This window comes from Maritimibacter alkaliphilus HTCC2654 (assembly GCF_000152805.1).
GTDB lineage: Bacteria > Pseudomonadota > Alphaproteobacteria > Rhodobacterales > Rhodobacteraceae > Maritimibacter > Maritimibacter alkaliphilus.
The window spans coordinates 2,803,528-2,828,113 of the sequence record NZ_CH902578.1; the positions used below are offsets into that span (position 1 = coordinate 2,803,528).

Below are 24,586 nucleotides of genomic sequence, written 5' to 3' on the forward strand. Positions count from 1 at the left end.
ACTAATCGCAGCGGCCGTCGTGCTGGCCGCCACCGCCCTGCCCGCCGCCGCGCAACAGCTTTCGCTGGGCGCGCTCTCGACCTACCTGAACGGGCTCAAGACCGCTCAGGCCGAGTTCACCCAGATCAACGCCGACGGCACGATCTCGACCGGGACGATCTACATCAAGCGCCCTGGGCGCGCGCGGTTCGAATACAATCCGCCGGAACAGACGCTCGTGCTGGCCTCCGCCGGGCAACTGGCGATCTTCGACGCCAAGTCGAACACCGGGCCCGAGCAATACCCGCTCGCCCGCACGCCCCTGAACCTGATCCTGGCTCAGAACGTGGACCTCGGACGGAACGGCATGGTCGTCGGCCACAACTACGACGGCACCGCGACGACCGTGACGGCACAGGACCCGGAACATCCCGAATACGGGAACATCCAGCTCACCTTCACCGGCAACCCGACCGAACTGCGCCAATGGGTCATCACCGACGACGCGGGCCAGCAGACCACTGTGGTTCTGGGCGAACTGCGCAAGGGCGGGACTATCTCAGACCGCAACTTCTCGATCGTGGCCGAGGCCGAAAGCCGCAACCGCTGACGCTTCTTCGTTTCGGGAAACCTCGGGGGGCGGTCGCATTTGCCCTGAAAATGCGGCCGGGGGGCTGGCCCCCCTATCGCCGTGAAGATCGGGAAGCGATATTCACGGCACACCGTGCGCGGGCGTCAGCCCGCACCGCTTGCTTGCGTCAGTCTTTCAGCTTGCGCGCTTCGTCGATCAGCATGATCGGGATGCCGTCGCGGATCGGAAACGCCAGTCCGGCGGCACGGGAGACGAGCTCCTGTTTCTCGGGATCGTAGTCGAGCGCGCGTTGCGTCATCGGACAAACCAGAGCTTCAAGCATATGGCGATCGAACGTCGCTTCGGTCATTGCAGGCTGCCCTCTCCACCCGACCCGGTGGCCAGCGCGAACTCCATCAGGGTGACGAGCGTTTCGCGCCGTGTGGTCAGCGAAGGCGCCTCGAGCAACGCCTGTTTGTCCTCCGGGTCGAACGGGCACAGCATCGACAGCGAATTGATGAGCAACTCGTCCTCGGCCTCTTTCAGGCTGCCCCAGTCGGTCCGCAGGTCGGCCACGTCGAAGTAACGCGCGAGCAGGTCGAGGAACGGGCCGCGGTTGAGACCCGGATCCTTTTCCGACCGCCCCAGATCACGCTCGAAACTGTCCCAACCCGCCTTCACGCGCCGATAGGGCGTGAACCCGTCGATTTCTTCGAGAATGCGGAAGCGGCTGATTCCCGACAGCTGGATCATGTAGCGGTGATCGTCGGTCTCGGTGAACTGCGTGATCCGCCCCGCGCAGCCGATGGTGTGCAGGCGCGAACCATCGGCCACCGCGGGCTGGACCATGCCGATCAGCCGGCCATCCGTCTTGAGCGCATCATCGAACATCGCAAGGTAGCGCGGCTCGAAAATGTTGAGCGGCAGCCTGCCGCGCGGCAGGACCACCGCACCTGGCAGCGGAAAGATCGGCAGAACGTCCGGAAGATCCGTGCGCGGACTCATCTCAGGCGAGGATCATCGAGCTGAGTTTGCGACGCCCCGTCAGGGCGATCGGGTCGTTCGGGGCCAGTGCCTCGAAGATCGTGAAAAGCTGCTGCTTGGCGGCCCCGTCGTTCCACTCCCGATCCCGCCGGAAGAGCTCGAGCAGTTCCGCAACGGCCTCCTCCGTCTTGCCCGAGGCATAGAGCGCCTGCGCCAGATCGAACCGGGCCTGATGATCGTCCGGCGACGCTTCGACCTTGGCGCGCAACTCGTCGACCGGACCTGCGCTTTCGGCCTGACGGGCCAGCGCGATCTGGGCATGGACCGCGTCAATCTCGGCCGCATGGCTGATCTCGGCGGGTGCGCCGTTCAGCACCGCCTCGGCCCCCTCCACGTCGCCTTTCGCGATGTGACACTTGGCCAGACCTGCGTAAGCTGCGGCAAGCGCCTGATCTTCTTCAAGAATGGCGGCGAAGGTCTGCGCCGCGTCGTCCACCTGACCCACGTCCAGCATTTCTTCGGCGGCCGCGATAGCATCGGCCAGCCCATCGCCCCCGTCACCGCCCATTGCGGCGACCTTCTGGACGAACTCCTTCACCTGACTCGGTGGCAGCGCGCCCTGAAACCCGTCGACCGGCTGACCGCCGGAAAACGCATAAACCGTCGGGATGGACTGCACGCGAAGCTGACCGGCGATCTGCTGGTTCTCATCCACGTTGACCTTGACCATCTTGACCTTGCCGCCCATCGCGTTGACGGCTTCTTCCAGCGCCGGGCCCAGCGTCTTGCACGGCCCGCACCACGGTGCCCAGAAATCCACGATGACCGGCACCTCTTGCGAGGCATCGACCACTTCGGCCATGAAATCCGCTTCGGATATGTCCTTTACGTTGCCGCCTGCGGGTGCGGCGCCGTTCGTCTGACCCAGTTCCAGCATGTCTGGCTCCTTGTTTGTCTGTTGCCCCCAATATGGGCGTGCATTCCGTCGCGTCCAAGCCCGCCGTCCTGCGGCATCCTAACGCTAAAGATCGAAGGTCGCGAACACGGGAGCATGGTCGGAAGGCTTTTCCCATCCGCGCACGTCGCGCAGGATACGGCTGCCATGTGCCGCGTTCGATATGTCGGGCGTGGCCCAGATATGATCCAGCCGCCGCCCCTTGTCCGCCGTGTCCCAGTCGGGCGAGCGATAGGACCACCACGAATACAGCAACCCCTCGGGGATGTCCTGCCGCGTGATGTCGACCCATTTGCCCGCATCCTGGGCCGCGCCAAGGTGCTCGACCTCGACCGGCGTGTGGCTGACGATCTTCAAAAGCTGCTTGTGGTTCCAAACGTCATCCTCGCGCGGGGCGATGTTCAGATCGCCGACGAGGATCGCCTTCTCGGGCTTCTCGGCATGAAACCAGTCGCGCATCTCGGTGAGGTAATCGAGCTTCTGCCCGAACTTCTCGTTGATCTCGCGGTCCGGCTTGTCGCCGCCTGCCGGAACATAGAAATTGTGGATCGTCACGCCGTTTTCCAGCTTGGCGGCGATGTGTCGGGCATGGCCCAGACGCGCGAAATCCTGATCGCCTGCGTCCTCCAGCGGAAGCTTCGACAGGATCGCGACGCCGTTGTACCCCTTCTGACCCCGCGCGACCATGTGGGTGTATCCGCGCGCCTTGAAGATGTCGTGCGGGATCTTGTCGACCGGCGATTTGCACTCCTGCAAGCACAGAACATCCGGCGCTTCGTCAGCCAGCAGGCGCGACACGAGGTCGGCGCGAAGCCGCACGCTGTTGATATTCCACGTGGCAAGTGTGAAGGACATGACTGCTCCCATTTTGAGATTCTGCGGGCACCCTATCCGGGGGTCCGGGTCAGTTCCACCCGCGAACATTACAAGTTCGCCGGATTTGGAACCCACACGCGCAACCCCGCGTTGCCCGGCCACGCCCACTAAGTGGGACTGCTGATCACAATTAGAAATCCAAGAGGATCGAAACCATGAATATCTCACACGATACACTCCAGCACTTCGATGCGGTGGACGCTTACCCGACCCGTCTGCCGGATCGCGAACAGATCACGCCGCGCCGCGACCCGGTGCTGTGGTCCGACTGGTCGGAGGCCGCCCCGATTTCCCGTGACGAGGCGGAGCATTACCGCGAGAACGGCTATCTCGTGCGTCGTGACATGTTTTCGCCGGACGAATTGGAGCTTCTGGTCGATACCGCCAAGCATCTGCGCGACACGGATGCGGACAAGCGGCCCGCGGATTTCGTGACCGAGCCCAATTCCGACGACGTGCGCACCGTGTTCCGGCTGGACGAGCACTCGCCGCTTTTCGCCCGTCTCGCCGCCGATACCCGCCTTGCCGGTGTGGCCGAGTTCCTGCTGAACGACCGGGTGTATCTTCACCAGTCGCGGCTCAACTACAAACCCGGCTTCAAGGGCAAGGAGTTCTATTGGCATTCGGATTTCGAGACCTGGCACGCCGAGGACGGCTTGCCCCGGATGCGTGCCGTGTCGGCCTCGGTCCTGCTGACCGACAACTCGTCGACGAACGGCCCGCTCATGCTGATTCCGGGTTCGCAGGGTGAATTCATCGCCTGTCTGGGCGAAACGCCGGACGACAACCATGAAAGCTCGCTCAAGGCGCAGGAGGTCGGCGTGCCGCAACCGGACACGATCACTCGCTTCGCCCAGCATTTCGGGCTGGATACGGCGACCGGGCCGACGGGCACCGTGGTCTTTTTCGACTGCAATACGCTTCACGGTTCGAACGGGAACATCACGCCCGACCCGCGCTCGAACGCGTTTTTCGTGTTCAACGCGGTGACGAACCGGCCGGTCAGCCCATTTGCGGCCAGCAAACCGCGCCCGCAATGGCTCGCCAATCGCGAGCTCATCCAGCCGATCGACCCGATCGAGGGCCGTCTGACGCGCGGCTGACCCCTTGGACAAAAAAGACCCGGCGCGAAGCCGGGTCAGTCCAACAGGGAGGATGCCGTGTCATTACCCCGACACGGCGAGGGGATTTTGTATCGTCGCCAATATGGAAACAATATCATGTTCAGGATCAGGTTACCCGTGAATCCCGGCATGAATAAGGCAGGCGATCACCCCTGTTGCGATCACGCCACAAGCCGGTAGCCGCCCGATTCCGTCACCAGAAGCCTTGCGTTGCCCGGATCGGGCTCGATCTTCTGGCGCAGGCGGTAGATATGGGTTTCCAGCGTGTGGGTCGTGACCCCGGCATTGTATCCCCAGACCTCGTGCAAGAGCACGTCGCGCGCGACCACGCCTTCCTGACTTCGGTAGAGGAATTTCAGGATATTGGTCTCTTTCTCGGTCAGACGAATCTTCTTCTCGTCCTCGGTGATCAGCATCTTCATCGCGGGCTTGAACGTGTACGGCCCAAGCTGGAACACGGCATCTTCCGATTGCTCGTGCTGACGAAGCTGCGCCCGGATACGGGCCAGAAGCACGGGAAACTTGAACGGCTTTGTCACATAGTCGTTCGCGCCGGCGTCGAGCCCGAGGATCGTGTCCGCGTCGCTGTCATGCCCGGTCAGCATCAGCACCGGGCATTTCACACCCTGCTTGCGCATCAGTTTGCATAGCTCGCGCCCGTCGGTGTCGGGCAGGCCCACGTCGAGGATCACGAGGTCATGGATCTGCTCCTTGACCTTCTGCATGGCATCCGCGCCGTTGGCCGCTTCGAAGACCTCGAAGTCTTCGGTCATCACCAACTGCTCCGCCAGCGCCTCGCGCAGGTCCTCGTCGTCGTCGACGAGTAGAATGTTTTTCTGGGTCGCCATCTTCGGCCCTCCGTGTTGTTTTCACAGACCTTGGGTCCCATCACGGACCCGGCAATGTTTGTGGCAATACGTTCACGCGGTCGTGTCGGGATCAGTCGAAATGTTTCACATTCCCGTGGACCGGGCCTATTGAAGTGCGGTGGAAGGACGAAAATGACGCTCAAGCCGACCCAGACCGAACTCACCGCCCGCGCCCGTGCCGACCTGCGCATGGGGCTTCCGGTCGTGCTTGAGATCGGCGGTCATGCCGGGCTGGTGGCGGCCGCCGAAACGGTCGATGCGGGTCGCCTTGGCGATCTGCGCGGGTTCGGCCCCCTCCTGCTCGCCATCACGCCGCGTCGTGCCGCGACACTCAAGGCGCGGGCCTACTCCGATCACGTCGCACGGGTGCACGTGCCGCGCGACGAGGGGGTCGAATGGGTCCTGGGCGTCGCCGACCCGAAAGACGACCTGATGAAGCCCATGAAGGGGCCGCTCATGACCGAACGCGGCGGGGATGAGGGTGTGGCCCGCGCCGCCATCGCCCTCGCCAAATCCGCCATGCTGCTGCCCGCTGCCCTTGTCGTGCCGGTCGACAACGGGGCCGAAGTCGCCTTGAGCCACGGCCTGACCCGTGTCGACCTGACCGGCCGGCCCGACGATCCGCCCGTCACGGCGATGGAAGAGGTCGTTTCGGCCTGCGTGCCGCTTGAAGTGTCCGAGGCGGGGCGGCTGCACATCTTCCGCCCCGTCGACGGGGGGGAGGAGCATTATGCGGTCGAGATCGGGCGCCCGGATCGCGATCACCCGGTGCTCGCGCGCCTCCATTCCGCCTGTTTCACCGGCGATCTGCTGGGCAGCCTCAAATGCGACTGCGGCCCGCAACTGCGCGCCGCGCTGGCCGCGATGGGCGAGAATGGCTCGGGCGTCCTGCTCTACCTCAACCAGGAGGGGCGCGGGATCGGCCTTGCCAACAAGATGCGGGCCTATTCGCTTCAGGATCAGGGCTTTGACACGGTGGAAGCGAACCATCGGCTTGGCTTCGAGGACGATGAACGCGACTTCAGGATCGGGTCCGAGATTCTCGCCCAGATGGGATTCTCCGCCGTGCGCCTCATGACCAACAACCCCACCAAGGTGGCGATGATGGAGGCGAACGGGATCGCCGTGACCGAGCGCGTGCCGCTTCAGGTCGGGCGCGGGGCGCACAACACCGACTATCTGGACACCAAAGCCGCGAAATCGGGCCACCTGCTGTGACGCCACGGCGCTGCGACATGGTTGTGACGCGCTGGGGCGCACGGTTCGCCGGAAGGCACTTTCCGGTCGCCATCGGGCGCGGCGGCATCACACGGGACAAACGCGAAGGCGACGGGGCCACCCCAGCCGGAACTTGGCGCCTGATGGGCGGCGGATACCGGGCCGACCGCGTCATGCGCCCGCCAGCCCCGATAGACTTCCGCGCGATCGGCCCGCACGACCTGTGGTGCGATGCGCCGGATGACACGCGGTACAATCACGCCGTCCGGGTGCCGTACAGCGCGTCGCACGAGCGACTGCGCCGTGCCGATCCCCTGTATGACATGTTCATCGTGACCGACTGGAACTGGCCGGAGGCGAGCCCCGGCAAGGGGTCGGCCATTTTCGTTCATTGCTGGCGTGGTCCGCGCAAGCCGACGGCAGGGTGCCTGGCCTTCCGGCCCGATCACCTGCGCTGGATTCTCGCCCGATGGACGCCGCGCTCGCGAATCCTCGTCAAACCCTGACACGCCTTGTGCGGATCAGTCGTAGACCCGTTCACCGAAAATCGCAGAGCCGACCCGGACATAGGTCGCGCCCTGCGCCACGGCTTTCTCGAAATCGCCTGACATACCCATGGACAGTTCGTCGAGCCCGTTGCGCGCAGCGATCTTTGCCAGAAGCGCAAAGTGCAGCGACGGCTCCTCATCCACGGGCGGAATGCACATCAGGCCGGCGATGGTCAGCCCGAGGTCGCGGCAATCAGCGATGAACGCATCGGCATCGCCCGGCATCACCCCCGCCTTCTGTTCCTCTTCGCCGGTGTTCACCTGCACGAACAGCTTCGGGCAATGGCCCAGCTCCTCGGCGAGTCGCGCGATGGTCTTGGCAAGTTTGGGGCGATCCACCGTCTCGATCGCATCGAACAGTTCCATCGCCTGACGCGCCTTGTTGGTCTGGAGCGGGCCGATCAGGTGCAGTTCGATGCTTTCGTAGCGGGCACGCAGGTCCGGCCACTTCCCTGCGGCCTCCTGCACCTTGTTCTCGCCGAACAGCCGGTGGCCTTCATCCAGCACGGACACGATACGGTCCAATGGCTGAACCTTGGAAACGGCGATCAGACGCGTCGAACCGGCCTCGCGCCCCACGCGGGCCTCTTCGTCGCGGATTTTCTGAAGAATGTCGGACAGGGCCATATCGGGGTTCCTCTCAATGTCGCCCTGACAAATCACGAGAGGCCCAAAATGAAAAGAGCGGGCACAAGGCCCGCTCTTCCCAATTCAAATCCTGGTCGGATTAGAACGCCATCGAGACGCCAGCCCAGACCACGTTCGAAACCGGCGAGTTCACGCCGTTCGAGTGGGCGAAACCAGCTTCGATCGCGACGCCGCCGCCGAGGTCGTAAGCAGCCTTACCGCCGTATTCCATGTCGGAGTTGAAGAACGCCGAGATGGAGTAGGGGCCGGTCGCGTAGCCAGCCGAAGCAGCCCACGAGAACGGAGTGGCGTTGCCGAGGTCGTACTTGATTTCGGCAGCAGCGGTGAAGCCGGAGATCGAAGCCGACACACCAGCTTTCAGGTCGATGGTGTTACCGTCGGCGTCGTTGGCGTCACGCTCAACAGCGGCCCAAACCGAGTAATCGCCGAACGAGTAGGTGCCTTTCACGCCGAGGTCGCCGTTGGTGGTGGCGGTCGAACCCGGAGCGACGAGGACGCCGAAGGCGCTCAGGCCGAAGTTGCCCCAGGTGTTCGTGTAGGTGACGGTGATGTCCTGGTCACCGGGGGTGGTGGCGTCGCCGTCCGCGTTGGTGTCGTAAGCGACAGCAACTTTACCCCAGGAACCCGACAGGTAGACGTTGGCGCCGAGCACAACACCGGCCGCCGGCGGCCAGTCGTTGGTGCCGAACTGAGCGTCCGACGGGTCTTTCTGCATCGACTGACCAGCGGCCAGAACGGTCACAGAGGCGCCAGCCTCAAGACCCTGATCCGTGGTGGTCATCATGCCGGCGGTGAAGAGCGCCGACAGTTCCGGAAGCAGAGTGCCGGTGGTGATGTTGTAGCCGAGACCAGCATAGGCGCGACCGGTGAACGACACGTCCGCAGCGGCGAAACCGGTGGTGCCCACCAGAACCGTCGAAGCAAGGAGAATCTTTTTCATTTCGTTTCCCTCGTTTATCTAAAGGTGCACCTCAATTCAGGGGAATCCGAATTGAGTATGCTGTTTCCTCTCTCTTTCCCGGCTCCGATGCAAGCGATGCAAACGGCCCCGACCTAATGTGCCGCGTGATGGTGCAGAGTTGCCACACATGCCCCGGTGGCCCCCGCCAAACCCCGCCCCTGTCGCACATATTGAGTCTCTATAGGGGTGGCGGCGCTACCCGTGGTCCTGTTACCACCGGGAAAACGCTTGCCCGCGCTTTTTGGCTTGGGTAGGTAGGAGCAAACCAGTGGAACGGGGCATTCATATGACTTACGGGCGCTTCACCGCCAAGGCTGTGATCCTTGCCAGTCTCGTCGCCTTGGCCGGCTGTTCGGGCGGTTTCGGCAATTTGTTCGGCGGCCAGACGGAAACCGTGCGCACCGCCGACGGTCAGGTCATCGCCCGACCGGACCGGGCCCGCCGCGCCCCGGAACGCTCGACGATCTGGGACTTGTTCGCGGACCGCGACGATCCCAACACCACACTGGAAGTGAACAAGTACCTCTGGAACGCCTCGCTCGACGTTCTCAGCTTCATGCCGGTCGAAGTCGTCGATCCCTTCTCGGGTGTCATCGTCTTTGGCTACGGTGTCCCGCCCGGCGGCGGTCAGGCGTATCGCGCCACCGTCCACGTCTCGGACCCGGCGCTGGATGCACGCGGTCTGAACGTCGCGCTGCAAACCCGTGGCGGTCGCGCCGTATCCTCGGCCACGCAGCACGCGATCGAAGACGCCATTCTGGGCCGCGCCCGCCAGCTTCGGATTCAGGACTACGACCTGTAAGTCGCTGGACCCTCGCGCCACATCCAATTATTCAAGCGCCGGGCAACAGCCCGGCGTTTTCATTTCCGAAGGACCACGAAGCAATGTCCCGCTACGACGCATCGACAATCGAGCCGAAATGGCAAGCCGCCTGGGACGAGGCCGGCACCTTCGCCGCGACCCGCGATCCGGCCAAGCCCAAGTTCTATGTGCTCGAGATGTTTCCCTATCCTTCGGGCCGCATCCATATCGGGCACGTGCGCAACTACACGATGGGCGACGTGGTCGCGCGGTATAAGAAGTCGAGCGGCTTTTCCGTCCTTCACCCGATGGGCTGGGACGCCTTCGGGATGCCCGCCGAGAACGCCGCAATGGCGACGGGCGGTCATCCGAAGGACTGGACCTACAACAACATCGCGGAAATGAAGTCGCAGATGAAGCCGATGGGCTGGTCGCTGGACTGGACCCGCGAATTCGCCACCTGCGACCCCGAATATTACGGCCAGCAACAGGCGCTGTTCATCGACTTCCTCGAAAAGGATCTCGTCTACCGCAAGAACGCCGTCGTGAACTGGGATCCTGTCGACATGACGGTGCTGGCGAACGAGCAGGTGATCGACGGCAAGGGCTGGCGCTCGGGGGCCGAGGTCGAGCGGCGCGAGCTGACGCAATGGTTCTTCAAGATCAGCGACTTCTCGGAAGAATTGCTTGAGGCCATCGACACGCTCAAGGACTGGCCCGAAAAGGTGCGGCTGATGCAGGCCAACTGGATCGGGAAATCGCAAGGTCTGCGTTTCGCGTTCGAGCGGACGGATGGCGGTGCGCCGATCGAGGTATACACGACCCGCCCCGACACGCTGATGGGCGCGTCATTCGTGGGTATCTCGCCCGATCATCCGCTGGCCAAAGAGCTTGAGGCCGCCGATCCGAAGGTGGCCGAATTCTGCGCCACGGCCCGCAAGGGCGGCACCACCGCCGAGGCGATCGAGACCGCCGAAAAGCTGGGCTACGACACCGGGCTGCGCGTGAAACACCCGCTGGACCCCAACTGGGAACTGCCCGTCTGGATCGCGAACTTCATCCTGATGGATTACGGCACCGGCGCGATCTTCGCCTGCCCGGCGCATGACCAGCGCGATCTGGATTTCTGCCGGAAATACGATCTGCCGGTGATCGACACCTTCTTTGCGCTGAACGACCCGAAGCCGGTCGAGGGCGAGGCTTTCGTGCCGCCGAAGTCGGACAAGGTGAAGTGGGTCGACCACTTCGCTGGGCTGGACGAGGCCACTGGGGAAGAGGCCATTGCGGCCACCATCGACTACGCCGAAAAACAGGGCTGGGGCAAAGGCCACACCCAATACCGCCTGCGCGACTGGGGCCTGTCCCGGCAGAGGTATTGGGGCTGCCCGATTCCCGTCGTTCATTGCGGCGACTGCGGCGTGGTGCCGGAGAAGAAAGAGAATCTGCCGATTGAACTGCCCTACGACGTCAGCTTCGATGTGCCGGGCAACCCGCTTGACCGGCACCCAACGTGGCGCGACTGCGCCTGCCCGTCCTGCGGCAAGCCCGCGAAACGCGAAACCGACACGATGGATACCTTCGTGGACAGCTCGTGGTATTTCGCCCGCTTCACTGCGCCCCGCGCGACGACGCCGACCGTGGCCGAGGATGCGGATTACTGGATGAACGTCGATCAATACATCGGCGGCATTGAGCACGCGATTCTCCACCTGCTCTATTCGCGCTTCTTCGCCCGTGCGATGCATATCTGCGGCCATCTGCCGGAGAAGTCGAAAGAGCCGTTCAATGCGCTCTTCACGCAAGGCATGGTGACGCACGCGATATACCAGACCCGCGATGCCGAAGGCCGCGCTGTCTATCACTTCCCCGAAGATGTGGAGGTGAGCGAATCTGGCGCGACCTTGAAAGCGACAGGCGAAGCGGTCGAAGTGATCCCCTCGGCCAAGATGTCGAAGTCGAAAAAGAACGTGGTCGACCCGCTGGAGATCATCGCGCAGTACGGCGCCGACACCGCCCGCTGGTTCGTCATGTCCGACTCGCCCCCCGAGCGGGACGTAGAATGGACCGCATCGGGCGCGGAAGGTGCCTCCAAGCACCTCGCCCGTGTCTATCGCATCGCCGCCGAGATTGCCGAGGCGACGGGAACCGGCGAGGGTGACGAAGACCTGCTGCGCGAGATGCACAAGACCATCAAGGCCGTGACGGACGGGATCGAGGGCTTCGCCTTCAACACCTCCATCGCCAAGCTTTACGGCTTCACCAACACCCTGTCGAAATCCAAGGCAGGCGCCGAAACCAAAAAAACCGCGATGCGTGTCATGGCGCAGCTCATGGCCCCGATGACCCCGCACCTCGCGGAAGAGGTCTGGGCGATGCTGGGTGGCGAGGGGCTTGTGGCCGAAGCCGAATGGCCGGTCGCGGACGAGGCGATGCTGGTCGAGGACACCGTGACCATGCCGATTCAGGTGAACGGAAAGCGGCGCGACGAGATCACCGTGCCCAAGGACATGGACAAGGCCGAGGTCGAGAAACTCGCCCTCGACACCGACGGCGTGAAACGCGCGCTGGACGGCAATGCACCAAAGAAGGTCATCGTCGTTCCGGGCCGGATCGTGAACGTGGTCGCCTGACCCAAAGGCGCGCTCATTTCCGTTGGGCGCGCCATTTCGGTTCAGGCTAGTGTGAGCCCATGAAACTCAAACCCGCCGAAGCCAACCGCCATTTCGCCAAGCCCGCGCCGGACACCACCGGCACGCTGATCTATGGCACCGACGCGATGCGGGTTGCGCTGAAACGGCAGGATTTGTTGAAGAACCTGCTGGGCGAAGGTGCCGAAGAGGAAATGCGCCTGACGCGGATGCTCGCGGGCGACCTGCGCGCCGATCCGGCGGCGCTGTCGGACGCAATCAAGGCGCAGGGTTTCTTTCCCGGTCCGCGCGCTGTGTTCGTCGAGGACGCGACCGACGTGCATGGCGACAAGATCACGCAAGCTTTGGATGACTGGCAGCCGGGCGATGCCCATGTCGTCGTCACCGGCGGCAACCTGAAGCCCACGGGCAAGCTCAGGAAATATTTCGAGAAACACCCCTCGGCCTTCGCCATCGGCATCTACGACGACCCGATGTCGCGCGACGAGATTCAGGACGAACTCAGAAAGGCCGGTCTGAACCAGATCGACCCCGAAGCGATGCGCGATCTCGAGGCGCTCGCCCGTTCCCTCGACCCCGGCGATTTCCGCCAGACCGTCGAAAAGCTGTCGCTCTACAAGCTGGGCGACCCGTCGCTGCTGACGCCTGACGATGTGGACGCCTGCGCACCCGCCTCGACCGAAGCGGTGCTCGACGACCTGCTTCACGCCACCGCCGAAGGGCGCGCGGGCGAGCTTGGGCCGCTTCTGACCCGGCTGGAGGCGCAGGGGATCGCCCCGACCCGGCTGGCCATCGCGACGACCAACCATTTCCGCACGCTGCACATGGCCGCTTCTGACCCGGAAGGGCCGAACAAGGGCATCTTCCGCGCCCGTCCCCCGGTGCATTTCAAATCCCGCGACCGGATGACCCGTCAGGCCTCGCGCTGGGGTGCAGCCAAGCTGGAAACCGCGCTCGACATGATTATCGAGGCCGACCTCACGCTGCGCTCGACATCCAAGGCCCCGCAAATGGCGCTGATCGAACGCACGCTCATCCGGCTTGCCTTCATGGCTGCGCGCTAACGAAAAATGGCGGCCCGTGAGCCGCCATTTCGTTCGTCCGAAAGAACCGGGTTCAGCCTTCGGCCAGACCGTCGAGGATCTTTTTCAGATCGTCATAGGTCATGTTCGAATACTTTTCGCCGTTGATGATGAAGGTCGGCGTTCCGGTGATCTCGTCCGCGCCCGCGTTCTGCTGATAGGCGGCGACCATCGACTGCGCCATTTCCTTGTCGTTCACGCAGGCGGTCACTTGTTCCTCGCTCAGACCCGCCTTCTTGCCGATGGTGGTGAGGTTTTCGAGGATCGCGGCCTCTTGCCCGTTCCCGATCCAATCCTTCTGGGTCTCGAACAGCATGTCCATCACGCCGAAATAGCGCATCTCGCCGCCGCAGCGGGCGACCAGACCGGCCCACAGGCCATACTTGTCGAAATACACTTCGCGGTTCACGAACTTGACCTTGCCGGTGTCGATGTAGTCGGCCTTGAGGTCTTCCCACACACGTTCGTGGAAATCCGCGCAATGCGGGCAGGTGAAGGACGCGTATTCGATCATCGTGATCGGGGCGTCTTCTTCACCAAGCACCATGTCGGGTGCGAGCTCGACGTCGGCGTCCTGCGCGACGGCGGCGGAAATCGGCGACAGAGCCGACGTGCCGGGAGTCGGGCCCGACTGCGTGGCGAAATAGGCTCCGCCGCCGACAAGGACGGCAGCGCCGAGCGCGATGGGAAGGATCTTGTTCATGGGGTCTGCCTCATGTTTTCGATGAATTGCGGGTATAGACGTTCGCCGCCAGCGCCTCCAGCGCGGCCTTGAGCGCCTCACTCTCCACGCCGTCGGCGGTCGCCCTTGCGCGGGAGGTGATTTCGGGATCGGGTTCTTTCGGGGTCTCGGCCTTGCGCGGCGCGAATTCCACCTGCCCTTCGGAGAAACCTGTCGGTGCGGTCTGGGTCACGCGGATGCGCGAAATCGCGGCATAGCCATAGACCGCGTTCACCTTTTCGCGGATCTGCTCTTTCTGCATCTCCAGCATCGGCGCGTTGGCCCCGGTGGTCAGCAGGGTCAGCGTGGCACCGAACCCGCCCCGGCCATAAGACACCTCGACGGGCCGGGAAATCTGGGCGACGCCTTCACCCGCGATTTCGTCCCAATGGGTGATAAGCCGTGTGACCGCGAACCCGCGCGATTCGCCCGCCTTGCGAATCCGGCTGCCCAGCAGTTTGCTGGTCCGCTCGAACCCGCGCATGCGGCGCTCACGTTTGGTTTTGGCGTCGGTCACTGGCCTCTCCATGTCAGGCCGGATACTACGGTTCGCGGGCAAGGGACGCCATGATCGATCAGGTTACAAGGATAAAACATGCGTGACGCCGGGGTGATGGCCGGGGAGCTACTGGATTGGTACGACCGCCACGCCCGCGACATGCCGTGGCGCGTGGGACCGGCGGATCGCGCGGCGGGGATCGCGCCCGATCCTTATGCGGTCTGGATGTCCGAAGTGATGCTCCAGCAGACCACGGTGGCCGCCGTGCGCGATTACTTCACCCGGTTCATGGCGCTCTGGCCCACGGTGCACGATCTGGCAAACGCTGAAGATGCGCGGGTGATGGGTGAATGGGCGGGGCTCGGATACTACGCCCGCGCCCGGAACCTGCTGAAGTGCGCCCGCGTGGTGTCGCGTGAGTTGGATGGCGCGTTTCCCGATACGCTCGACGGGCTGAAGGCGCTGCCGGGCATCGGCCCCTATACCGCAGCCGCCATCGCGGCGATCGCCTTCGATCGGAGCGAAACGGTAGTGGACGGGAACGTGGAGCGGGTCATGGCGCGGCTGTTCTGCATCGAAGACCCAATGCCGGGGTCGAAACCCGCTTTGCGCGACGCCGCCGCGACGCTCACGCCCAAGGCGCGTCCCGGCGACTATGCGCAAGCGGTCATGGACCTTGGCGCGACGATCTGCACCCCCAAGTCGCCCGCCTGCGGCATCTGCCCGTGGCGCGACGATTGCGCGGGCCGTGCCAAGGGCGTTCAGGCCGCCCTGCCCGCCCGTGAGGCGAAAAAGCCCAAGCCGATCCGCCACGGCATCGCCTATATCGCCCGGCGCACGGATGGGGCGTGGCTGGTCGAGACGCGCCCGGACAAGGGGCTTTTGGGCGGGATGCTGGGCTGGCCGGGGGGCGACTGGGGCGACGAGGCCGAAGACCTGCCGCCCATCGCGGCAGACTGGGCGGACTTGCCCGGCGACGTGCGCCACACCTTCACCCATTTCCACCTGATCCTGCGCGTGCGTACCGCGACGCTGCCGCAGGACGCCGCCCCCGAACGCGGGCATTTCGAGCCGCGCCTTGCCCCGTCCGATCTACCCACCGTCATGCGCAAAGCGTTCGATCTGGCCCGCGGCACCCTGTCCTGACCGGCCCCGTTGCCCGTTCCCCCGACCGGGCGTAGACTCGGCCACGGGGGACAAGGAGTGAGCAGATGGCCCCGACCGACACCGCCATAGATTTCCGTCACGCAGCGCCCTTCTGGTCGTCGCTGGTTATCATCCCGCTCGTCCTCCTCGCGGCGACATATGGCGGCTGGGCACTGATCCTGCCCATTGCGGGAACCTGGTGGGCCTTCAGCGCGCTCGACCGGCTTCTGGGCCGGAACGAGGACAACCCTGACCCCGCCGCGACCGATGCGCATCTTTACTGGTATTCCCTCATCACTTGGATCTGGCTGCCCATTCAGGTCGTCACCCTTTACGGCATGATCGCCTTCGTTCCGCGGGCAGAACACCTCGCTCTGTGGGAGAAGTTCGGCGTCTTCTTCGGCGTCGGCGTCATGGGCGGCTCCATCGGCATCGTCTATGCCCACGAACTCATGCACCAGAAGGATCGCTTCGAACGCTGGCTTGCCGACCTGCTGCTCGCCACCGTGCTGTACTCTCATTTCCGCACCGAACACCTGCTGGTCCATCATCCGTGGGTCGGCACCCGCCGCGATGCGGTCACAGCGCGGTATAACGAAGGCTTCCACCGCTACTTCTTCCGCGTTCTGCGCGAAGGCCCGGTGTCGGCGTGGCGGGCCGAACGGGCGATGCTGGCCCGGCGCGATCTGTCGCCTTGGGATGGCGCCAACCCGTTCTGGCGCTACTGGGCGCTACAGGGCGGCGCGGTGATCCTCGCGCTTCTGATCGGCGGCTGGCTTGGCCTCGCGCTGTTTCTGTTTCAGGCGTTCATCGCGATCTGGCAGCTTGAGCTGACCAACTACGTCGAACATTACGGCCTGACCCGCAAACACCTTGGCGAAGGCAAATACGAACCCGTGCGCCCGCATCATTCGTGGAACGCGAGCCATCGGGCGACGAACTGGTTGCTCATCAACCTGCAACGCCATTCGGATCACCACTACAAGCCAGCGCGGCGCTTTCCGCTGCTCCAGACCTACGACGAAACGCAGGCCCCGCAGCTTCCCTATGGCTATCCGCTCATGGCGATGGGCGCGATGATCCCGCCGATCTGGCGGCGCGTGATGAACAAGCGGGTGCGGGCATGGCGGCGGCAGTATTACCCCGAGATCGAGGATTGGGGGCCGTACAAGAACGGCGAGCACCCGATCCCCGGCCCCCGCTAGGCGAGTCGTTCGATCAGGGCCAGCGTATCGGCGATCCCCGTTTCGGTGCGGATCCGTTCACCTGCCGCAGCCGCGTTCGCCGCCGTTTCGGGCCTGAGTGCGACATCGATGGCGGCGGCGAGGTTGTCTGCCGTCAGCCGCTTTTGCCGGATCGGGTCGGGCCCTGCGCCCAACGCGGCGACACGCGCGCCGAAGAAAGGCTGATCGGCAAACAGCGGGCAGACGACCGACGGTTTTCCCCATCGCAGCCCTTCATGCGTGGTCCCTGATCCGCCGTGGTGGATCACCGCCGAGACGCGCGGAAACAGCCATGTGTGCGGCACGGCGTCGAGGACGTGGATGTTCTCGCCCGTCTCGAAGCCCTCGATCCCACCCCAGCCGGTCGCCAGAACCGCCCGCTGCCCGGTCTTCTCCAGCGCCCCGCGCAGCGCCCGCGTCGTGCGTTCGTGGTTCAGCCCCGGCATCGACCCGAAGCCCGCGTAGATCGGCGGGGGGCCAGCCTCCAGAAATGCCGCAAGCGCGGGGTCGGGCAGGTAATCCGCGTCGGGGTCTTCAAAGAAATACCCGGTCTGCACGTCCCCTGCGCCCCAATCGGTAGGGCGCGGAACCAGCGTGGGCGAAAACGCGTGAAGCCGGGTCGGCGCGCCGGTGGGTGCATAGCCCTGTCGCACCTCCATCAGCGGCCCGATCTCGGCCCCCGTCGCCTTGATCCACCGCTTCACCATCACGTTCGTCCCCATGCGCATCGTGGCATGGATGATCCGGTGCGTCGCCCGGTTGAGCGCAGCCCCCCGGTCATTGGACCCCATCAGGAACATTGGATATTCGCCCGTCGCCGCGAACCCCGGCTGAAGCGCAACGGGCAGCGCGGGCACGCCCAGCTTGCGGCCCAGATACGGCCCCATCGCGCCCTTGAAGTGATAAAGGATCAGGTCCGGCGAAACCTCGAGCCCGATGCGCCACATCTCGGACAACTGGTCGTTCATGATCTCGTTCGCCCAGCGAAACGCCTTGAGCCGCCCGGTGAGCGAGTTGAACGCGGCCTGCATTTCGGGCTGTTGCAGAAGCTCCTGAAAATCGACGGGAAGCGGCGCGGGGGTCAGCCCCGCCGCCCGGATCATCGCGTCGAACCCCTGCGGTGCCGACAGCAGCACGTCGTGCCCCGCCGCCGTGGCCGCACGCCCGAAGGCCACGAACGGTTGCACGTCGCCCCGCGACCCCACGGCGATAATCAGTAGCTTCATGGACCTGCCCCCTTTTGGACAAGGTGCCCCCGGCCCCCGGCCCGGTTCAACGCCAAACCAAAAAAACCCCGCCACGAGGGCGGGGTAAGTTGTGCCGTGGTCGATGCCACTGGCACAGGCGGTACGCCTTTTGCCCCGAGGGGCAATGCGGTCAGCGCATTTCTGCGCGAATCTGTTGTCTGAGAACGTCGATCGACACGGTCTTGCCGTCGCGCTTGAACGCCCAGTAGGTCCAGCCGTTGCACGAAGGCGCCGATTCCAGCGCCGCGCCGACCTGATGGATCGACCCCCGTGCCTCGCCCGAAATGAGCGTGCCGTCGGCCCGGACCTTGGCGATCTGGCCGCGCGGACCGATCAGGGTTTCGCCGGGGCGCAGCATACCGCGTTCGACCAGTTGCCCGAAGGCGACGCGCGGCTCGGCTCGTTTGGAGGTCGAGACGGTCAGCGCCTCCTTGTCGAACTTGCGGATCTTCGAGATACGTTTCTCGGCCACCTTGCGATAGGCCTCTTCCCGCTCGATCCCGATGAATTCACGGCCCAGCATCTTGGCGACCGCGCCGGTGGTGCCGGTCCCGAAGAACGGGTCGAGCACCACGTCGCCGGGGTTGGTCGTGCCGACCAGCACGCGGTGGAGGAGCGCCTCGGGCTTCTGCGTCGGATGCGCCTTTTCGCCGTTGTCGTCTTTCAGCCGCTCACCGCCGTTGCAGATCGGGATGACCCAATCCGAGCGCATCTGCACGCCTTCGTTCAGCGACTTCAGCGCCTCGTAGTTGAATGTCGCTTTGCTGTCCTCGGACTTTTGCGCCCAGATCAGCGTCTCATGCGCGTTGGTCAGGCGTTTGCCCCGGAAATTCGGCATCGGGTTCGACTTGCGCCACACAACGTCGTTCAGAATCCAGAAGCCCTGGTTCTGAAGCTCGGCGCCCATGCGGAACACGTTGTGGTAAGAGCCGATCACCCAGATCGCGCCGTTCGGCTTGAGCAGGCGGCGCGCGGCGGCCAGCCATTCGCGCGTGAAATCGTCATAGACCTTGAAGCTCGCGAACTGGTCCCATTCGTCATCGACCGCGTCGACCTTGGAGTTGTCCGGGCGATGCAGGTCGCCCTTGAGCTGAAGGTTATAGGGCGGGTCCGCAAAAATCAGATCGACCGAGCCTTCCGGAAGGCTGTTCATCACCTCGATGCAATCACCGGGCAAAATCTGATTGAGCGGCAGAGCCTCTGCCGCAGGGATCATTTTGTTCATTCGTCTGCCTCGTTCCCCGGGTCGTTTTCGACCTCGTATCTTGTGGATAAGTTTGAGTCAGACGCGATTCGTGGTCAATTTCTTTTTTAAATCAGTGTCTTACAGTTTTGGTGGACACAAGATATTGTGGACCGGCTTGAAGGATCGCCTATGGTGTGGGGTCACACCTAATTCTTGGAGTGCCGAAATGTGGCTTTTTGATGGATAACCCGCATTGCGCTCCCACCCATAGCCGGGGTGCTGTTGCGCCAAGTCCACCATGATCCGATCGCGTGTCACTTTCGCCACGATCGAAGCGGCGGCGATGGACAGTGATTTGCCGTCACCCTTGATTACGGCCTCGGCAGAAACAGTGCAGCCGCGCGGGATCAGGTTACCGTCGATCAGTAGGTGATCCGGCACCGTGCCCAGCGCCTCGACCGCGCGCAGCATCGCGATGTGGGAGGCGCGCAGAATGTTGTAGGTGTCGATCTCTTCGACTGTGGCATGGGCAATGCCCACCTGCGCCCCGGCCATGATCGCGTCGAACAGCGCGTCACGCTTCTTCGCGCTCAGCTTCTTGGAGTCGTTCAGCCCGTCCGGGATGTTGTCAGGGCCGAGGATCACGGCGGCAGCGGTCACAGGGCCGGCGAGCGGCCCGCGCCCCACCTCGTCCACACCCGCAACACGGGCAAGGCCACGGGCGAACGCGGCGGTCTCATACGAATAATCAGGTCCATCGGTCATGCCGCCTACCTGCGGCAACGGAACACCGCAGGCAAGGACAAGAAAAAGGCGGCGGGCCTTCTACGGGCCCGCCGCCGGGGAGGAGCGGCATTCGGAAGATCGGGGACAGACGTGCCGCTCCCTGCTCGATGTTCTTACCGCGCGGCGATGGTGTAGCCGTACTGACGCAGGCAGTGACCGCGATAGACGTTGCGGACGTTCCCGGTGTTGCGGTTGTAGACATGATCCTTGCACTGCGCGGGCAGACGCGAGGCACCCGCGAAGTTGCGCTGAAGGCAGCGGTTGCCGAACAGAACCCCGCGCTCGCCCGGAATGTTGTTCACGATGCAGCTCGACGGCAGTTGCTTGGCGTTGTGCCGGTTGCCGCCATGGTTTCCGCGGTTGTCGTGGTGACCGCCCCTGTTCCCGTCATGGCGTCCGCCATGCGTATTGCCATAGGTCGGCGCGGGATTGCGCGGCTGGTAGTGCGACTGCGTGTTGGAATGGAAACGAATGTTGCCGTTGCCGATGGCCTGCGTCGCGATGGCACCCAGAATGATCGTGCCGATGGCCCCTGCGATCAGAGCCTCTTCGCTCCCGGCACGCGCTTCGGTGGCGGCCACCGGCGACAAGGCGACCGAAGCGGCGAGCGCCATGGCGGTGACCGGGCGGGTGATCTTGGAAATCAATTTCATAACGTGTCCTTTCGGGTCCTGTTGGGTGTGTGCGGGGTGATCCGCGATGTCGATGAACCCAAACTGGCCCCCCTCGCCTCGGACATGGAATATCGCCGCGTTGACATCGGATAGCGGCCCGGAAAAGGTGGTTTGATATCGCATAACAGGGGCTTCCGGCGCATCTCTACGCCCATGAAAACACGCCTTCTTTCCACGGCCATTGCCGCCGCCACCCTGCTCGCCCTTCCGGCGACTGCCGCCTGCTATGCCGACTACAAGGCCAAGCAGGACAACCCGCTGAAACTGCACTACGGTGTCATCGAACTGCCCGATGTCGCCTGCGGTTCGGCCCAGGACGCCGCGCCCGAGGTGAGCCGCCGAATCGCCGCCGACGGCTGGACGCTGCTCAATGTGCTGGGCGTGTTCGACGATGCAGGCCTTGATGAGAGGAAAGCGAGTGCCGGCCCCTACTTCCTTCGCTACTGACACGCGCCTGACCGGCAACCGCGTGGTCGCCATCGGCATCGCCGCCATCGTCGCGATCCTCACCGTCGCGGCGATCTTTCTTTTCCTGAACCTGCCGTCGGCCAACGCGTTCAACGCGCGGGTCGAACAGATCTTCATCGAGAACGATGCGCTCACGGGCGAGGCCGAGATCAAGCTGCTCGAAATCCTCGCCCAATCCGGCACCGCCTTTTCCGACACGCTCACCAGCTATCGGGTGGTGATCTTCGTGCTGATGGTCTTCGCCACCGCGCTTCTCGTCGCGGCGCTCGTCTTCCTCGTCATCATCATCGGCCAGAACCGCCGGATGGACGAGATCGAGCGCGCCGGGCTTCGCGTCAAATCCCTCGTCATCAACCGAAACGACCGCACCGTGCTTTTGAACGACATGGAGTTCTCGCTGACCGAAGCCGCGCTCGAAACCCTCGCCGTGCTGGCCGAGGCCCGGATGGACGAAGACGTGCTGACGGGGGCCGAGCTGGAAGGCGTGATCTCGGGCCGCGATGCCTCGGACTGCGAAGAGGCGGCAGGGGCCACCCGCATCAAGCGCCTGCGCGACTCGCTGGGCAATCAGATGATGGCCGAGCTTCTGGTCAAGACCATCGCGCGGCGCGGCTACATGCTGTCGATCGACAAGGACGTGATCCGGATGGTGTGACGGGTCACGCCCGCGACCTTTCGAACCCCCACATCAGCGCGAACTGGGCGCACCAGTATGTCGGCCAGATCAGGAACGCGCCGGGAAATGCCGCCTCGCCCTCCCACAGAAACAGGCGTGTGGCGAGCAGGGTATCGGACAGGATGAAAAGCCCGGCCCCGGCGAGCAGCACCCGGAACTGCTCCGAACGGGCCCGGCTGAGGGCTGCAAGGCCCATGGCGATGATGACGACGATATAGGCCATGACCGGCACCCGCAGCGCCCCGGCCCCCTCCCACATCGGGACGGCCATGAGAACACCGTAGGCCACGAGCGCCACCATCGGAACGATCCGCATCCGTGTCGGCAGGCTCAGGAACAGCACGACATACAGGATATGCGCGACCGCGAAGGCGCCCATGCCCGCCATGAACAGGATGTCGCCCGGTCGGCTGAGAAGGTAATCCCCGGCCGCCCCAAGGGCCAGCGCCGCGACCAGCATCAGCCGCCCCGAGGGCACGACCGACACCGCCAGAAGCGTCACGCAGGATGCCTTGATGAGCGAGTTGACCAGCGACCCGTCACCTCCGATCGGTTCCGCGATCCAGTAGATCAGCGCGATAAGCGCCGACGCGATGCGTAGATAAACCATGCCGTCCTCCCTGCCGCCAAGACTAGCCAAGGCACCGCAGCCCGCCCACAGATTTCCCGCCGGTCGTTGCGTCAAGCTGTTCGGATGGGCTGGCGATCCCGGCAGGATTCGAACCTGCAACCTGCCCCTTAGGAGGGGGCTGCTCTATCCAATTGAGCCACGGGACCGCGCGCAGGGTTGATGCCCCGGCGGGCGCCGTGCGTCAACTCATTCCGGGTAGGCGGCATCCTTGGGTTTGCGGCGCAACGTATGGCCCCGCTCGATGGTCGGGGTCAGTTCGATCTTCTGGCCCTGAGGCCCTTCGATCCCGCCCTCGACGCGCGACGCGATGATCTCGGCGGCCTTGCGCCCGATCTCTTCCCGGCAGCTGTCCATCGTGGCGAGCGTGCGCGGCAGACCCTTGAGCAATTCGACCCCGTTGAACCCGGCCAGCCCCAATTGGTTCGGCACGTCGATCCCGTTGTCGAGGCAATAGAGAAGCCCCCCAGCCCCGATCATGTCGTTCGAGAAATAGAGAAAGTCGAGGTCCGGGGTCCGTTTGAGGATCGCCTCGGTCATCTCCCGGCCCTTGCCCAGCGCGGACCCGCCCTCGTAGAACTCCTGATCGGCAATCTCCATCCCGGCCTTGGCCAGCGCCTCGGTGAACCCCTCGAACCGTTTGCGCGCCCGGTGGTCCAGCGGCATCTTGGTGCCGAGGAAGCCGATCTTGCGATAGCCCGCCTTGATGATCGCCTCGGCCATCATCCGGCCCGCGCGCCGATGGCTGATCCCCACGGCGGCGTCGATCGGCGTGCCGTCGGTGTCCATGATCTCGACGACCGGAATACCCGCCCCGCGCAGCATCGCCTTGGACGCCTCCGAATGTTCGAGCCCCGCGATGATGACCCCCGAGGGCCGCCACGAGAGCATCTCGTAAAGCACCTTCTCCTCGCGTTCTTTCTTGTAGTTCGTGACGCCCACCACGGGTTGCAGCGGCGTATCGTCCAGAACGTCCGAAATCGCGGTCATCACCTCGGGAAACACCATGTTCGACAGCGACGGAATGATGACGGCGACAAGGTTCACCCGCTGACTGGCCAGCGCCCCGGCGATCTTGTTCGGCACGTAGCCCAGCGCTTTCGCCGCTTCGAGCACCTTTTCCCGCGTCGCGTCCGACACGTCGCCCCGGTTGCGCAGAACCCGGCTGACCGTCATTTCACTGACGCCCGACGCCTCGGACACGTCGCGCAGGGTCAGGGGGCGTTTCGGGGCGTCGGCCATGGGATGTCCTTTCACACTCGGATAGGCCCGATGTTAGGGGGTGACGCGACGCTGTAAAGTCCCTTTTTTCATGTGTGTTAGCGGCATTGTATTCCGCTAACACCTCATCGCCTATTCAACCAGCACGCAGCCATACTCCGCATCATTCGGCGAAGCCTCGCGATAGAGCGCCTCGTTCCCCTTGATCCAGATCGACCGCCCGAAGCTGCCCTCGTATTTGGCCCCTGACGCGGTCCGGGTCACCGTTGCGACGTCGATGGAATCCCCGACTTCTATCCGCGCGCTGGGCAGAGGCGTGTCGAAGAACATCGTCACGACTTCCGGTCCGCCGTCGCACATCCAGACGGACGTGCCGACCGGTTCCTCCAGCATCCACATCGCCACCAGTTCGGCCTCGCGCCGCAGATAGGCGTCGCTGATGCAGGCCACGATATCGCTGTCTTTCCAACACGCGTCCCGCCCCCCGATCCAACCACGCTGATAGGCCTTCAACTCCGCCACCGCGGTCTTGGCCCCCGCGTCCAACCCTTCGGCCATGGCCAGCGCCGCGCCATAAGTCTCGGCCAGACGCCTATCCAGCGCGGCCAGTTCGGCGTTTTCGCAGATGGCGATCTCCGCCTCATGCGTGGCTTTGGCGCAATCGAAGGTCGGTCCCTCCTGGGCTAGGACGACGCCCGGACAGCAAGCGAACACTGTGAAGATGACTGAACGCATGGGAATCTCCTCGCAAGTGACCCCTCACCCTACCTCGATTCTAGGCTGCGGCAGAGCGAAACGCACATCCCCTTTCCGGTCCAAAATATCCCGGTGGGGAGGTCTGGAGGG

General features: G+C 64.1%; 27 protein-coding genes and 1 tRNA gene. 11 read left to right on the plus strand and 17 right to left on the minus strand.

All coding sequences use genetic code 11. The features are described 5' to 3' along the window. Positions 1 to 589: LolA family protein (locus tag RB2654_RS14565; RefSeq protein ID WP_008333197.1), on the plus strand; the 589-nt coding region annotated here is incomplete at its 5' end. A gap of 148 nt (positions 590 to 737) precedes the next feature. Here RB2654_RS14565 and RB2654_RS14570 read toward each other — a convergent pair. The 4 genes from RB2654_RS14570 to RB2654_RS14585 all read right to left on the minus strand — a co-directional run bounded on the left by RB2654_RS14570 (position 738) and on the right by RB2654_RS14585 (position 3,344). Continuing rightward, on the minus strand, positions 738 to 920 hold the full coding sequence (locus tag RB2654_RS14570) for a Trm112 family protein (protein ID WP_008333198.1): 183 nt from the start codon (positions 918 to 920) through the stop codon (positions 738 to 740). After that, entirely contained in the window at positions 917 to 1,555 is a 639-nt protein-coding gene (locus RB2654_RS14575; protein ID WP_008333199.1) for an LON peptidase substrate-binding domain-containing protein, read from the minus strand. Before RB2654_RS14575 ends, RB2654_RS14570 begins: the two co-directional genes overlap by 4 nt. Position 1,556: 1 nt before the next feature. After that, positions 1,557 to 2,471 (minus strand): thioredoxin, encoded by a 915-nt coding sequence (trxA, locus tag RB2654_RS14580; protein ID WP_008333206.1) that lies wholly within the window; start codon positions 2,469 to 2,471, stop codon positions 1,557 to 1,559. A gap of 84 nt (positions 2,472 to 2,555) precedes the next feature. Next, positions 2,556 to 3,344: an exodeoxyribonuclease III gene (locus RB2654_RS14585; RefSeq protein WP_008333209.1), complete on the minus strand. Its 789-nt coding sequence runs from the start codon at positions 3,342 to 3,344 to the stop codon at positions 2,556 to 2,558. A 176-nt stretch (positions 3,345 to 3,520) separates the two neighbouring features. Here RB2654_RS14585 and thpD point away from each other — a divergent pair, with 176 nt between their 5' ends. Next, entirely contained in the window at positions 3,521 to 4,468 is a 948-nt protein-coding gene (gene thpD, locus RB2654_RS14590; protein WP_008333210.1) for an ectoine hydroxylase, read from the plus strand. 182 nt (positions 4,469 to 4,650) lie between these two features. Here the strand turns inward: thpD and RB2654_RS14595 are convergent, their stop codons facing one another. Beyond that, positions 4,651 to 5,337, minus strand: a complete 687-nt coding sequence (locus RB2654_RS14595) for a response regulator transcription factor (protein WP_008333211.1) — start codon at positions 5,335 to 5,337, stop codon at positions 4,651 to 4,653. Between the two features lie 153 nt (positions 5,338 to 5,490). Here RB2654_RS14595 and ribA point away from each other — a divergent pair, with 153 nt between their 5' ends. Together ribA and RB2654_RS14605 are read left to right on the plus strand one after the other, a co-directional pair. Further along, complete coding sequence (ribA, locus tag RB2654_RS14600) at positions 5,491 to 6,576, plus strand: GTP cyclohydrolase II (protein ID WP_008333212.1); 1,086 nt, start codon at positions 5,491 to 5,493, stop codon at positions 6,574 to 6,576. A 17-nt stretch (positions 6,577 to 6,593) separates the two neighbouring features. After that, positions 6,594 to 7,082, plus strand: coding sequence for a L,D-transpeptidase family protein (locus RB2654_RS14605; protein WP_008333213.1), 489 nt, complete (start codon positions 6,594 to 6,596; stop codon positions 7,080 to 7,082). A gap of 15 nt (positions 7,083 to 7,097) precedes the next feature. On the opposite strand, the gene RB2654_RS14610 is transcribed toward RB2654_RS14605, so the two are convergent. Together RB2654_RS14610 and RB2654_RS14615 are read right to left on the minus strand one after the other, a co-directional pair. Next, on the minus strand, positions 7,098 to 7,751 hold the full coding sequence (locus RB2654_RS14610; protein ID WP_008333215.1) for a YggS family pyridoxal phosphate-dependent enzyme: 654 nt from the start codon (positions 7,749 to 7,751) through the stop codon (positions 7,098 to 7,100). Positions 7,752 to 7,851: 100 nt separating this feature from the next. Then, positions 7,852 to 8,712 (minus strand): porin, encoded by an 861-nt coding sequence (locus tag RB2654_RS14615; RefSeq protein WP_008333217.1) that lies wholly within the window; start codon positions 8,710 to 8,712, stop codon positions 7,852 to 7,854. A gap of 307 nt (positions 8,713 to 9,019) precedes the next feature. On the opposite strand from RB2654_RS14615, the gene RB2654_RS14620 reads away from it, so the two are divergent. From RB2654_RS14620 to holA, 3 genes are all read left to right on the plus strand, one after another. Continuing rightward, a complete protein-coding gene (locus RB2654_RS14620) occupies positions 9,020 to 9,535 on the plus strand; it encodes a DUF3576 domain-containing protein (RefSeq protein ID WP_008333220.1) in 516 nt (171 codons plus the stop codon). Between the two features lie 83 nt (positions 9,536 to 9,618). Further along, positions 9,619 to 12,165 (plus strand): leucine--tRNA ligase, encoded by a 2,547-nt coding sequence (gene leuS, locus RB2654_RS14625; RefSeq protein ID WP_008333222.1) that lies wholly within the window; start codon positions 9,619 to 9,621, stop codon positions 12,163 to 12,165. Between the two features lie 59 nt (positions 12,166 to 12,224). Then, on the plus strand, positions 12,225 to 13,247 hold the full coding sequence (holA, locus tag RB2654_RS14630) for a DNA polymerase III subunit delta (RefSeq protein WP_008333228.1): 1,023 nt from the start codon (positions 12,225 to 12,227) through the stop codon (positions 13,245 to 13,247). Between the two features lie 52 nt (positions 13,248 to 13,299). Here holA and RB2654_RS14635 read toward each other — a convergent pair whose 3' ends face one another. Together RB2654_RS14635 and RB2654_RS14640 are read right to left on the minus strand one after the other, a co-directional pair. After that, positions 13,300 to 13,968, minus strand: coding sequence for a DsbA family protein (locus tag RB2654_RS14635; protein ID WP_008333230.1), 669 nt, complete (start codon positions 13,966 to 13,968; stop codon positions 13,300 to 13,302). A gap of 10 nt (positions 13,969 to 13,978) precedes the next feature. Continuing rightward, positions 13,979 to 14,470, minus strand: coding sequence for a DUF721 domain-containing protein (locus RB2654_RS14640; RefSeq protein ID WP_040885733.1), 492 nt, complete (start codon positions 14,468 to 14,470; stop codon positions 13,979 to 13,981). 111 nt (positions 14,471 to 14,581) lie between these two features. On the opposite strand from RB2654_RS14640, the gene mutY reads away from it, so the two are divergent. Beyond that, a complete protein-coding gene (mutY, locus tag RB2654_RS14645) occupies positions 14,582 to 15,631 on the plus strand; it encodes an A/G-specific adenine glycosylase (RefSeq protein WP_008333233.1) in 1,050 nt (349 codons plus the stop codon). A gap of 65 nt (positions 15,632 to 15,696) precedes the next feature. Further along, positions 15,697 to 16,836: an alkane 1-monooxygenase gene (locus RB2654_RS14650; RefSeq protein WP_008333234.1), complete on the plus strand. Its 1,140-nt coding sequence runs from the start codon at positions 15,697 to 15,699 to the stop codon at positions 16,834 to 16,836. Here RB2654_RS14650 and RB2654_RS14655 read toward each other — a convergent pair. The 4 genes from RB2654_RS14655 to RB2654_RS14670 all read right to left on the minus strand — a co-directional run bounded on the left by RB2654_RS14655 (position 16,833) and on the right by RB2654_RS14670 (position 20,726). Next, positions 16,833 to 18,080, minus strand: coding sequence for a glycosyltransferase (locus RB2654_RS14655; protein WP_008333235.1), 1,248 nt, complete (start codon positions 18,078 to 18,080; stop codon positions 16,833 to 16,835). The two genes, RB2654_RS14650 and RB2654_RS14655, sit on opposite strands and share 4 nt — an antisense overlap. Before the next feature lie 151 nt (positions 18,081 to 18,231). Next, a complete protein-coding gene (locus RB2654_RS14660) occupies positions 18,232 to 19,326 on the minus strand; it encodes a site-specific DNA-methyltransferase (RefSeq protein ID WP_008333236.1) in 1,095 nt (364 codons plus the stop codon). Positions 19,327 to 19,425: 99 nt separating this feature from the next. Further along, positions 19,426 to 20,052, minus strand: a complete 627-nt coding sequence (rnhB, locus tag RB2654_RS14665; protein ID WP_008333242.1) for a ribonuclease HII — start codon at positions 20,050 to 20,052, stop codon at positions 19,426 to 19,428. 134 nt (positions 20,053 to 20,186) lie between these two features. After that, positions 20,187 to 20,726 (minus strand): hypothetical protein, encoded by a 540-nt coding sequence (locus RB2654_RS14670; RefSeq protein WP_040885035.1) that lies wholly within the window; start codon positions 20,724 to 20,726, stop codon positions 20,187 to 20,189. Between the two features lie 174 nt (positions 20,727 to 20,900). On the opposite strand from RB2654_RS14670, the gene RB2654_RS14675 reads away from it, so the two are divergent. Together RB2654_RS14675 and RB2654_RS14680 are read left to right on the plus strand one after the other, a co-directional pair. After that, positions 20,901 to 21,194, plus strand: a complete 294-nt coding sequence (locus RB2654_RS14675) for a hypothetical protein (protein ID WP_008333246.1) — start codon at positions 20,901 to 20,903, stop codon at positions 21,192 to 21,194. Further along, complete coding sequence (locus RB2654_RS14680) at positions 21,166 to 21,870, plus strand: winged helix-turn-helix domain-containing protein (RefSeq protein ID WP_085986920.1); 705 nt, start codon at positions 21,166 to 21,168, stop codon at positions 21,868 to 21,870. Before RB2654_RS14675 ends, RB2654_RS14680 begins: the two co-directional genes overlap by 29 nt. A 4-nt stretch (positions 21,871 to 21,874) precedes the next feature. Here the strand turns inward: RB2654_RS14680 and RB2654_RS14685 are convergent, their stop codons facing one another. From RB2654_RS14685 to RB2654_RS14700, 4 genes are all read right to left on the minus strand, one after another. Next, a complete protein-coding gene (locus RB2654_RS14685; protein ID WP_008333250.1) occupies positions 21,875 to 22,501 on the minus strand; it encodes a lysoplasmalogenase family protein in 627 nt (208 codons plus the stop codon). Between the two features lie 90 nt (positions 22,502 to 22,591). Then, positions 22,592 to 22,668: transfer RNA gene (locus tag RB2654_RS14690), tRNA-Arg, on the minus strand. A gap of 40 nt (positions 22,669 to 22,708) precedes the next feature. Continuing rightward, complete coding sequence (locus tag RB2654_RS14695) at positions 22,709 to 23,761, minus strand: LacI family DNA-binding transcriptional regulator (RefSeq protein ID WP_008333252.1); 1,053 nt, start codon at positions 23,759 to 23,761, stop codon at positions 22,709 to 22,711. Between the two features lie 111 nt (positions 23,762 to 23,872). Further along, a complete protein-coding gene (locus RB2654_RS14700) occupies positions 23,873 to 24,475 on the minus strand; it encodes a lysozyme inhibitor LprI family protein (RefSeq protein ID WP_008333254.1) in 603 nt (200 codons plus the stop codon). Positions 24,476 to 24,586: the final 111 nt, after the last annotated feature.

What these genes read in the sequence shown, in the direction of transcription:
- RB2654_RS14635 (WP_008333230.1), bottom strand. Translation starts at nt 13,968, where the DNA reads ATGAACAAGATCCTTCCCATCGCGCTCGGCGCTGCCGTCCTTGTCGGC.
- holA (WP_008333228.1), top strand. Translation starts at nt 12,225, where the DNA reads ATGAAACTCAAACCCGCCGAAGCCAACCGCCATTTCGCCAAGCCCGCG.
- trxA (WP_008333206.1), bottom strand. Translation starts at nt 2,471, where the DNA reads ATGCTGGAACTGGGTCAGACGAACGGCGCCGCACCCGCAGGCGGCAAC.
- RB2654_RS14670 (WP_040885035.1), bottom strand. Translation starts at nt 20,726, where the DNA reads ATGAAATTGATTTCCAAGATCACCCGCCCGGTCACCGCCATGGCGCTC.
- RB2654_RS14660 (WP_008333236.1), bottom strand. Translation starts at nt 19,326, where the DNA reads ATGAACAAAATGATCCCTGCGGCAGAGGCTCTGCCGCTCAATCAGATT.
- RB2654_RS14595 (WP_008333211.1), bottom strand. Translation starts at nt 5,337, where the DNA reads ATGGCGACCCAGAAAAACATTCTACTCGTCGACGACGACGAGGACCTG.
- leuS (WP_008333222.1), top strand. Translation starts at nt 9,619, where the DNA reads ATGTCCCGCTACGACGCATCGACAATCGAGCCGAAATGGCAAGCCGCC.
- RB2654_RS14675 (WP_008333246.1), top strand. Translation starts at nt 20,901, where the DNA reads ATGAAAACACGCCTTCTTTCCACGGCCATTGCCGCCGCCACCCTGCTC.
- RB2654_RS14570 (WP_008333198.1), bottom strand. Translation starts at nt 920, where the DNA reads ATGACCGAAGCGACGTTCGATCGCCATATGCTTGAAGCTCTGGTTTGT.
- RB2654_RS14605 (WP_008333213.1), top strand. Translation starts at nt 6,594, where the DNA reads ATGGTTGTGACGCGCTGGGGCGCACGGTTCGCCGGAAGGCACTTTCCG.
- RB2654_RS14585 (WP_008333209.1), bottom strand. Translation starts at nt 3,344, where the DNA reads ATGTCCTTCACACTTGCCACGTGGAATATCAACAGCGTGCGGCTTCGC.
- RB2654_RS14685 (WP_008333250.1), bottom strand. Translation starts at nt 22,501, where the DNA reads ATGGTTTATCTACGCATCGCGTCGGCGCTTATCGCGCTGATCTACTGG.
- RB2654_RS14655 (WP_008333235.1), bottom strand. Translation starts at nt 18,080, where the DNA reads ATGAAGCTACTGATTATCGCCGTGGGGTCGCGGGGCGACGTGCAACCG.
- ribA (WP_008333212.1), top strand. Translation starts at nt 5,491, where the DNA reads ATGACGCTCAAGCCGACCCAGACCGAACTCACCGCCCGCGCCCGTGCC.
- RB2654_RS14610 (WP_008333215.1), bottom strand. Translation starts at nt 7,751, where the DNA reads ATGGCCCTGTCCGACATTCTTCAGAAAATCCGCGACGAAGAGGCCCGC.
- RB2654_RS14640 (WP_040885733.1), bottom strand. Translation starts at nt 14,470, where the DNA reads ATGCGCGGGTTCGAGCGGACCAGCAAACTGCTGGGCAGCCGGATTCGC.
- RB2654_RS14575 (WP_008333199.1), bottom strand. Translation starts at nt 1,555, where the DNA reads ATGAGTCCGCGCACGGATCTTCCGGACGTTCTGCCGATCTTTCCGCTG.
- rnhB (WP_008333242.1), bottom strand. Translation starts at nt 20,052, where the DNA reads ATGACCGATGGACCTGATTATTCGTATGAGACCGCCGCGTTCGCCCGT.
- RB2654_RS14700 (WP_008333254.1), bottom strand. Translation starts at nt 24,475, where the DNA reads ATGCGTTCAGTCATCTTCACAGTGTTCGCTTGCTGTCCGGGCGTCGTC.
- mutY (WP_008333233.1), top strand. Translation starts at nt 14,582, where the DNA reads ATGCGTGACGCCGGGGTGATGGCCGGGGAGCTACTGGATTGGTACGAC.
- RB2654_RS14695 (WP_008333252.1), bottom strand. Translation starts at nt 23,761, where the DNA reads ATGGCCGACGCCCCGAAACGCCCCCTGACCCTGCGCGACGTGTCCGAG.
- RB2654_RS14650 (WP_008333234.1), top strand. Translation starts at nt 15,697, where the DNA reads ATGGCCCCGACCGACACCGCCATAGATTTCCGTCACGCAGCGCCCTTC.
- RB2654_RS14615 (WP_008333217.1), bottom strand. Translation starts at nt 8,712, where the DNA reads ATGAAAAAGATTCTCCTTGCTTCGACGGTTCTGGTGGGCACCACCGGT.
- thpD (WP_008333210.1), top strand. Translation starts at nt 3,521, where the DNA reads ATGAATATCTCACACGATACACTCCAGCACTTCGATGCGGTGGACGCT.
- RB2654_RS14620 (WP_008333220.1), top strand. Translation starts at nt 9,020, where the DNA reads ATGACTTACGGGCGCTTCACCGCCAAGGCTGTGATCCTTGCCAGTCTC.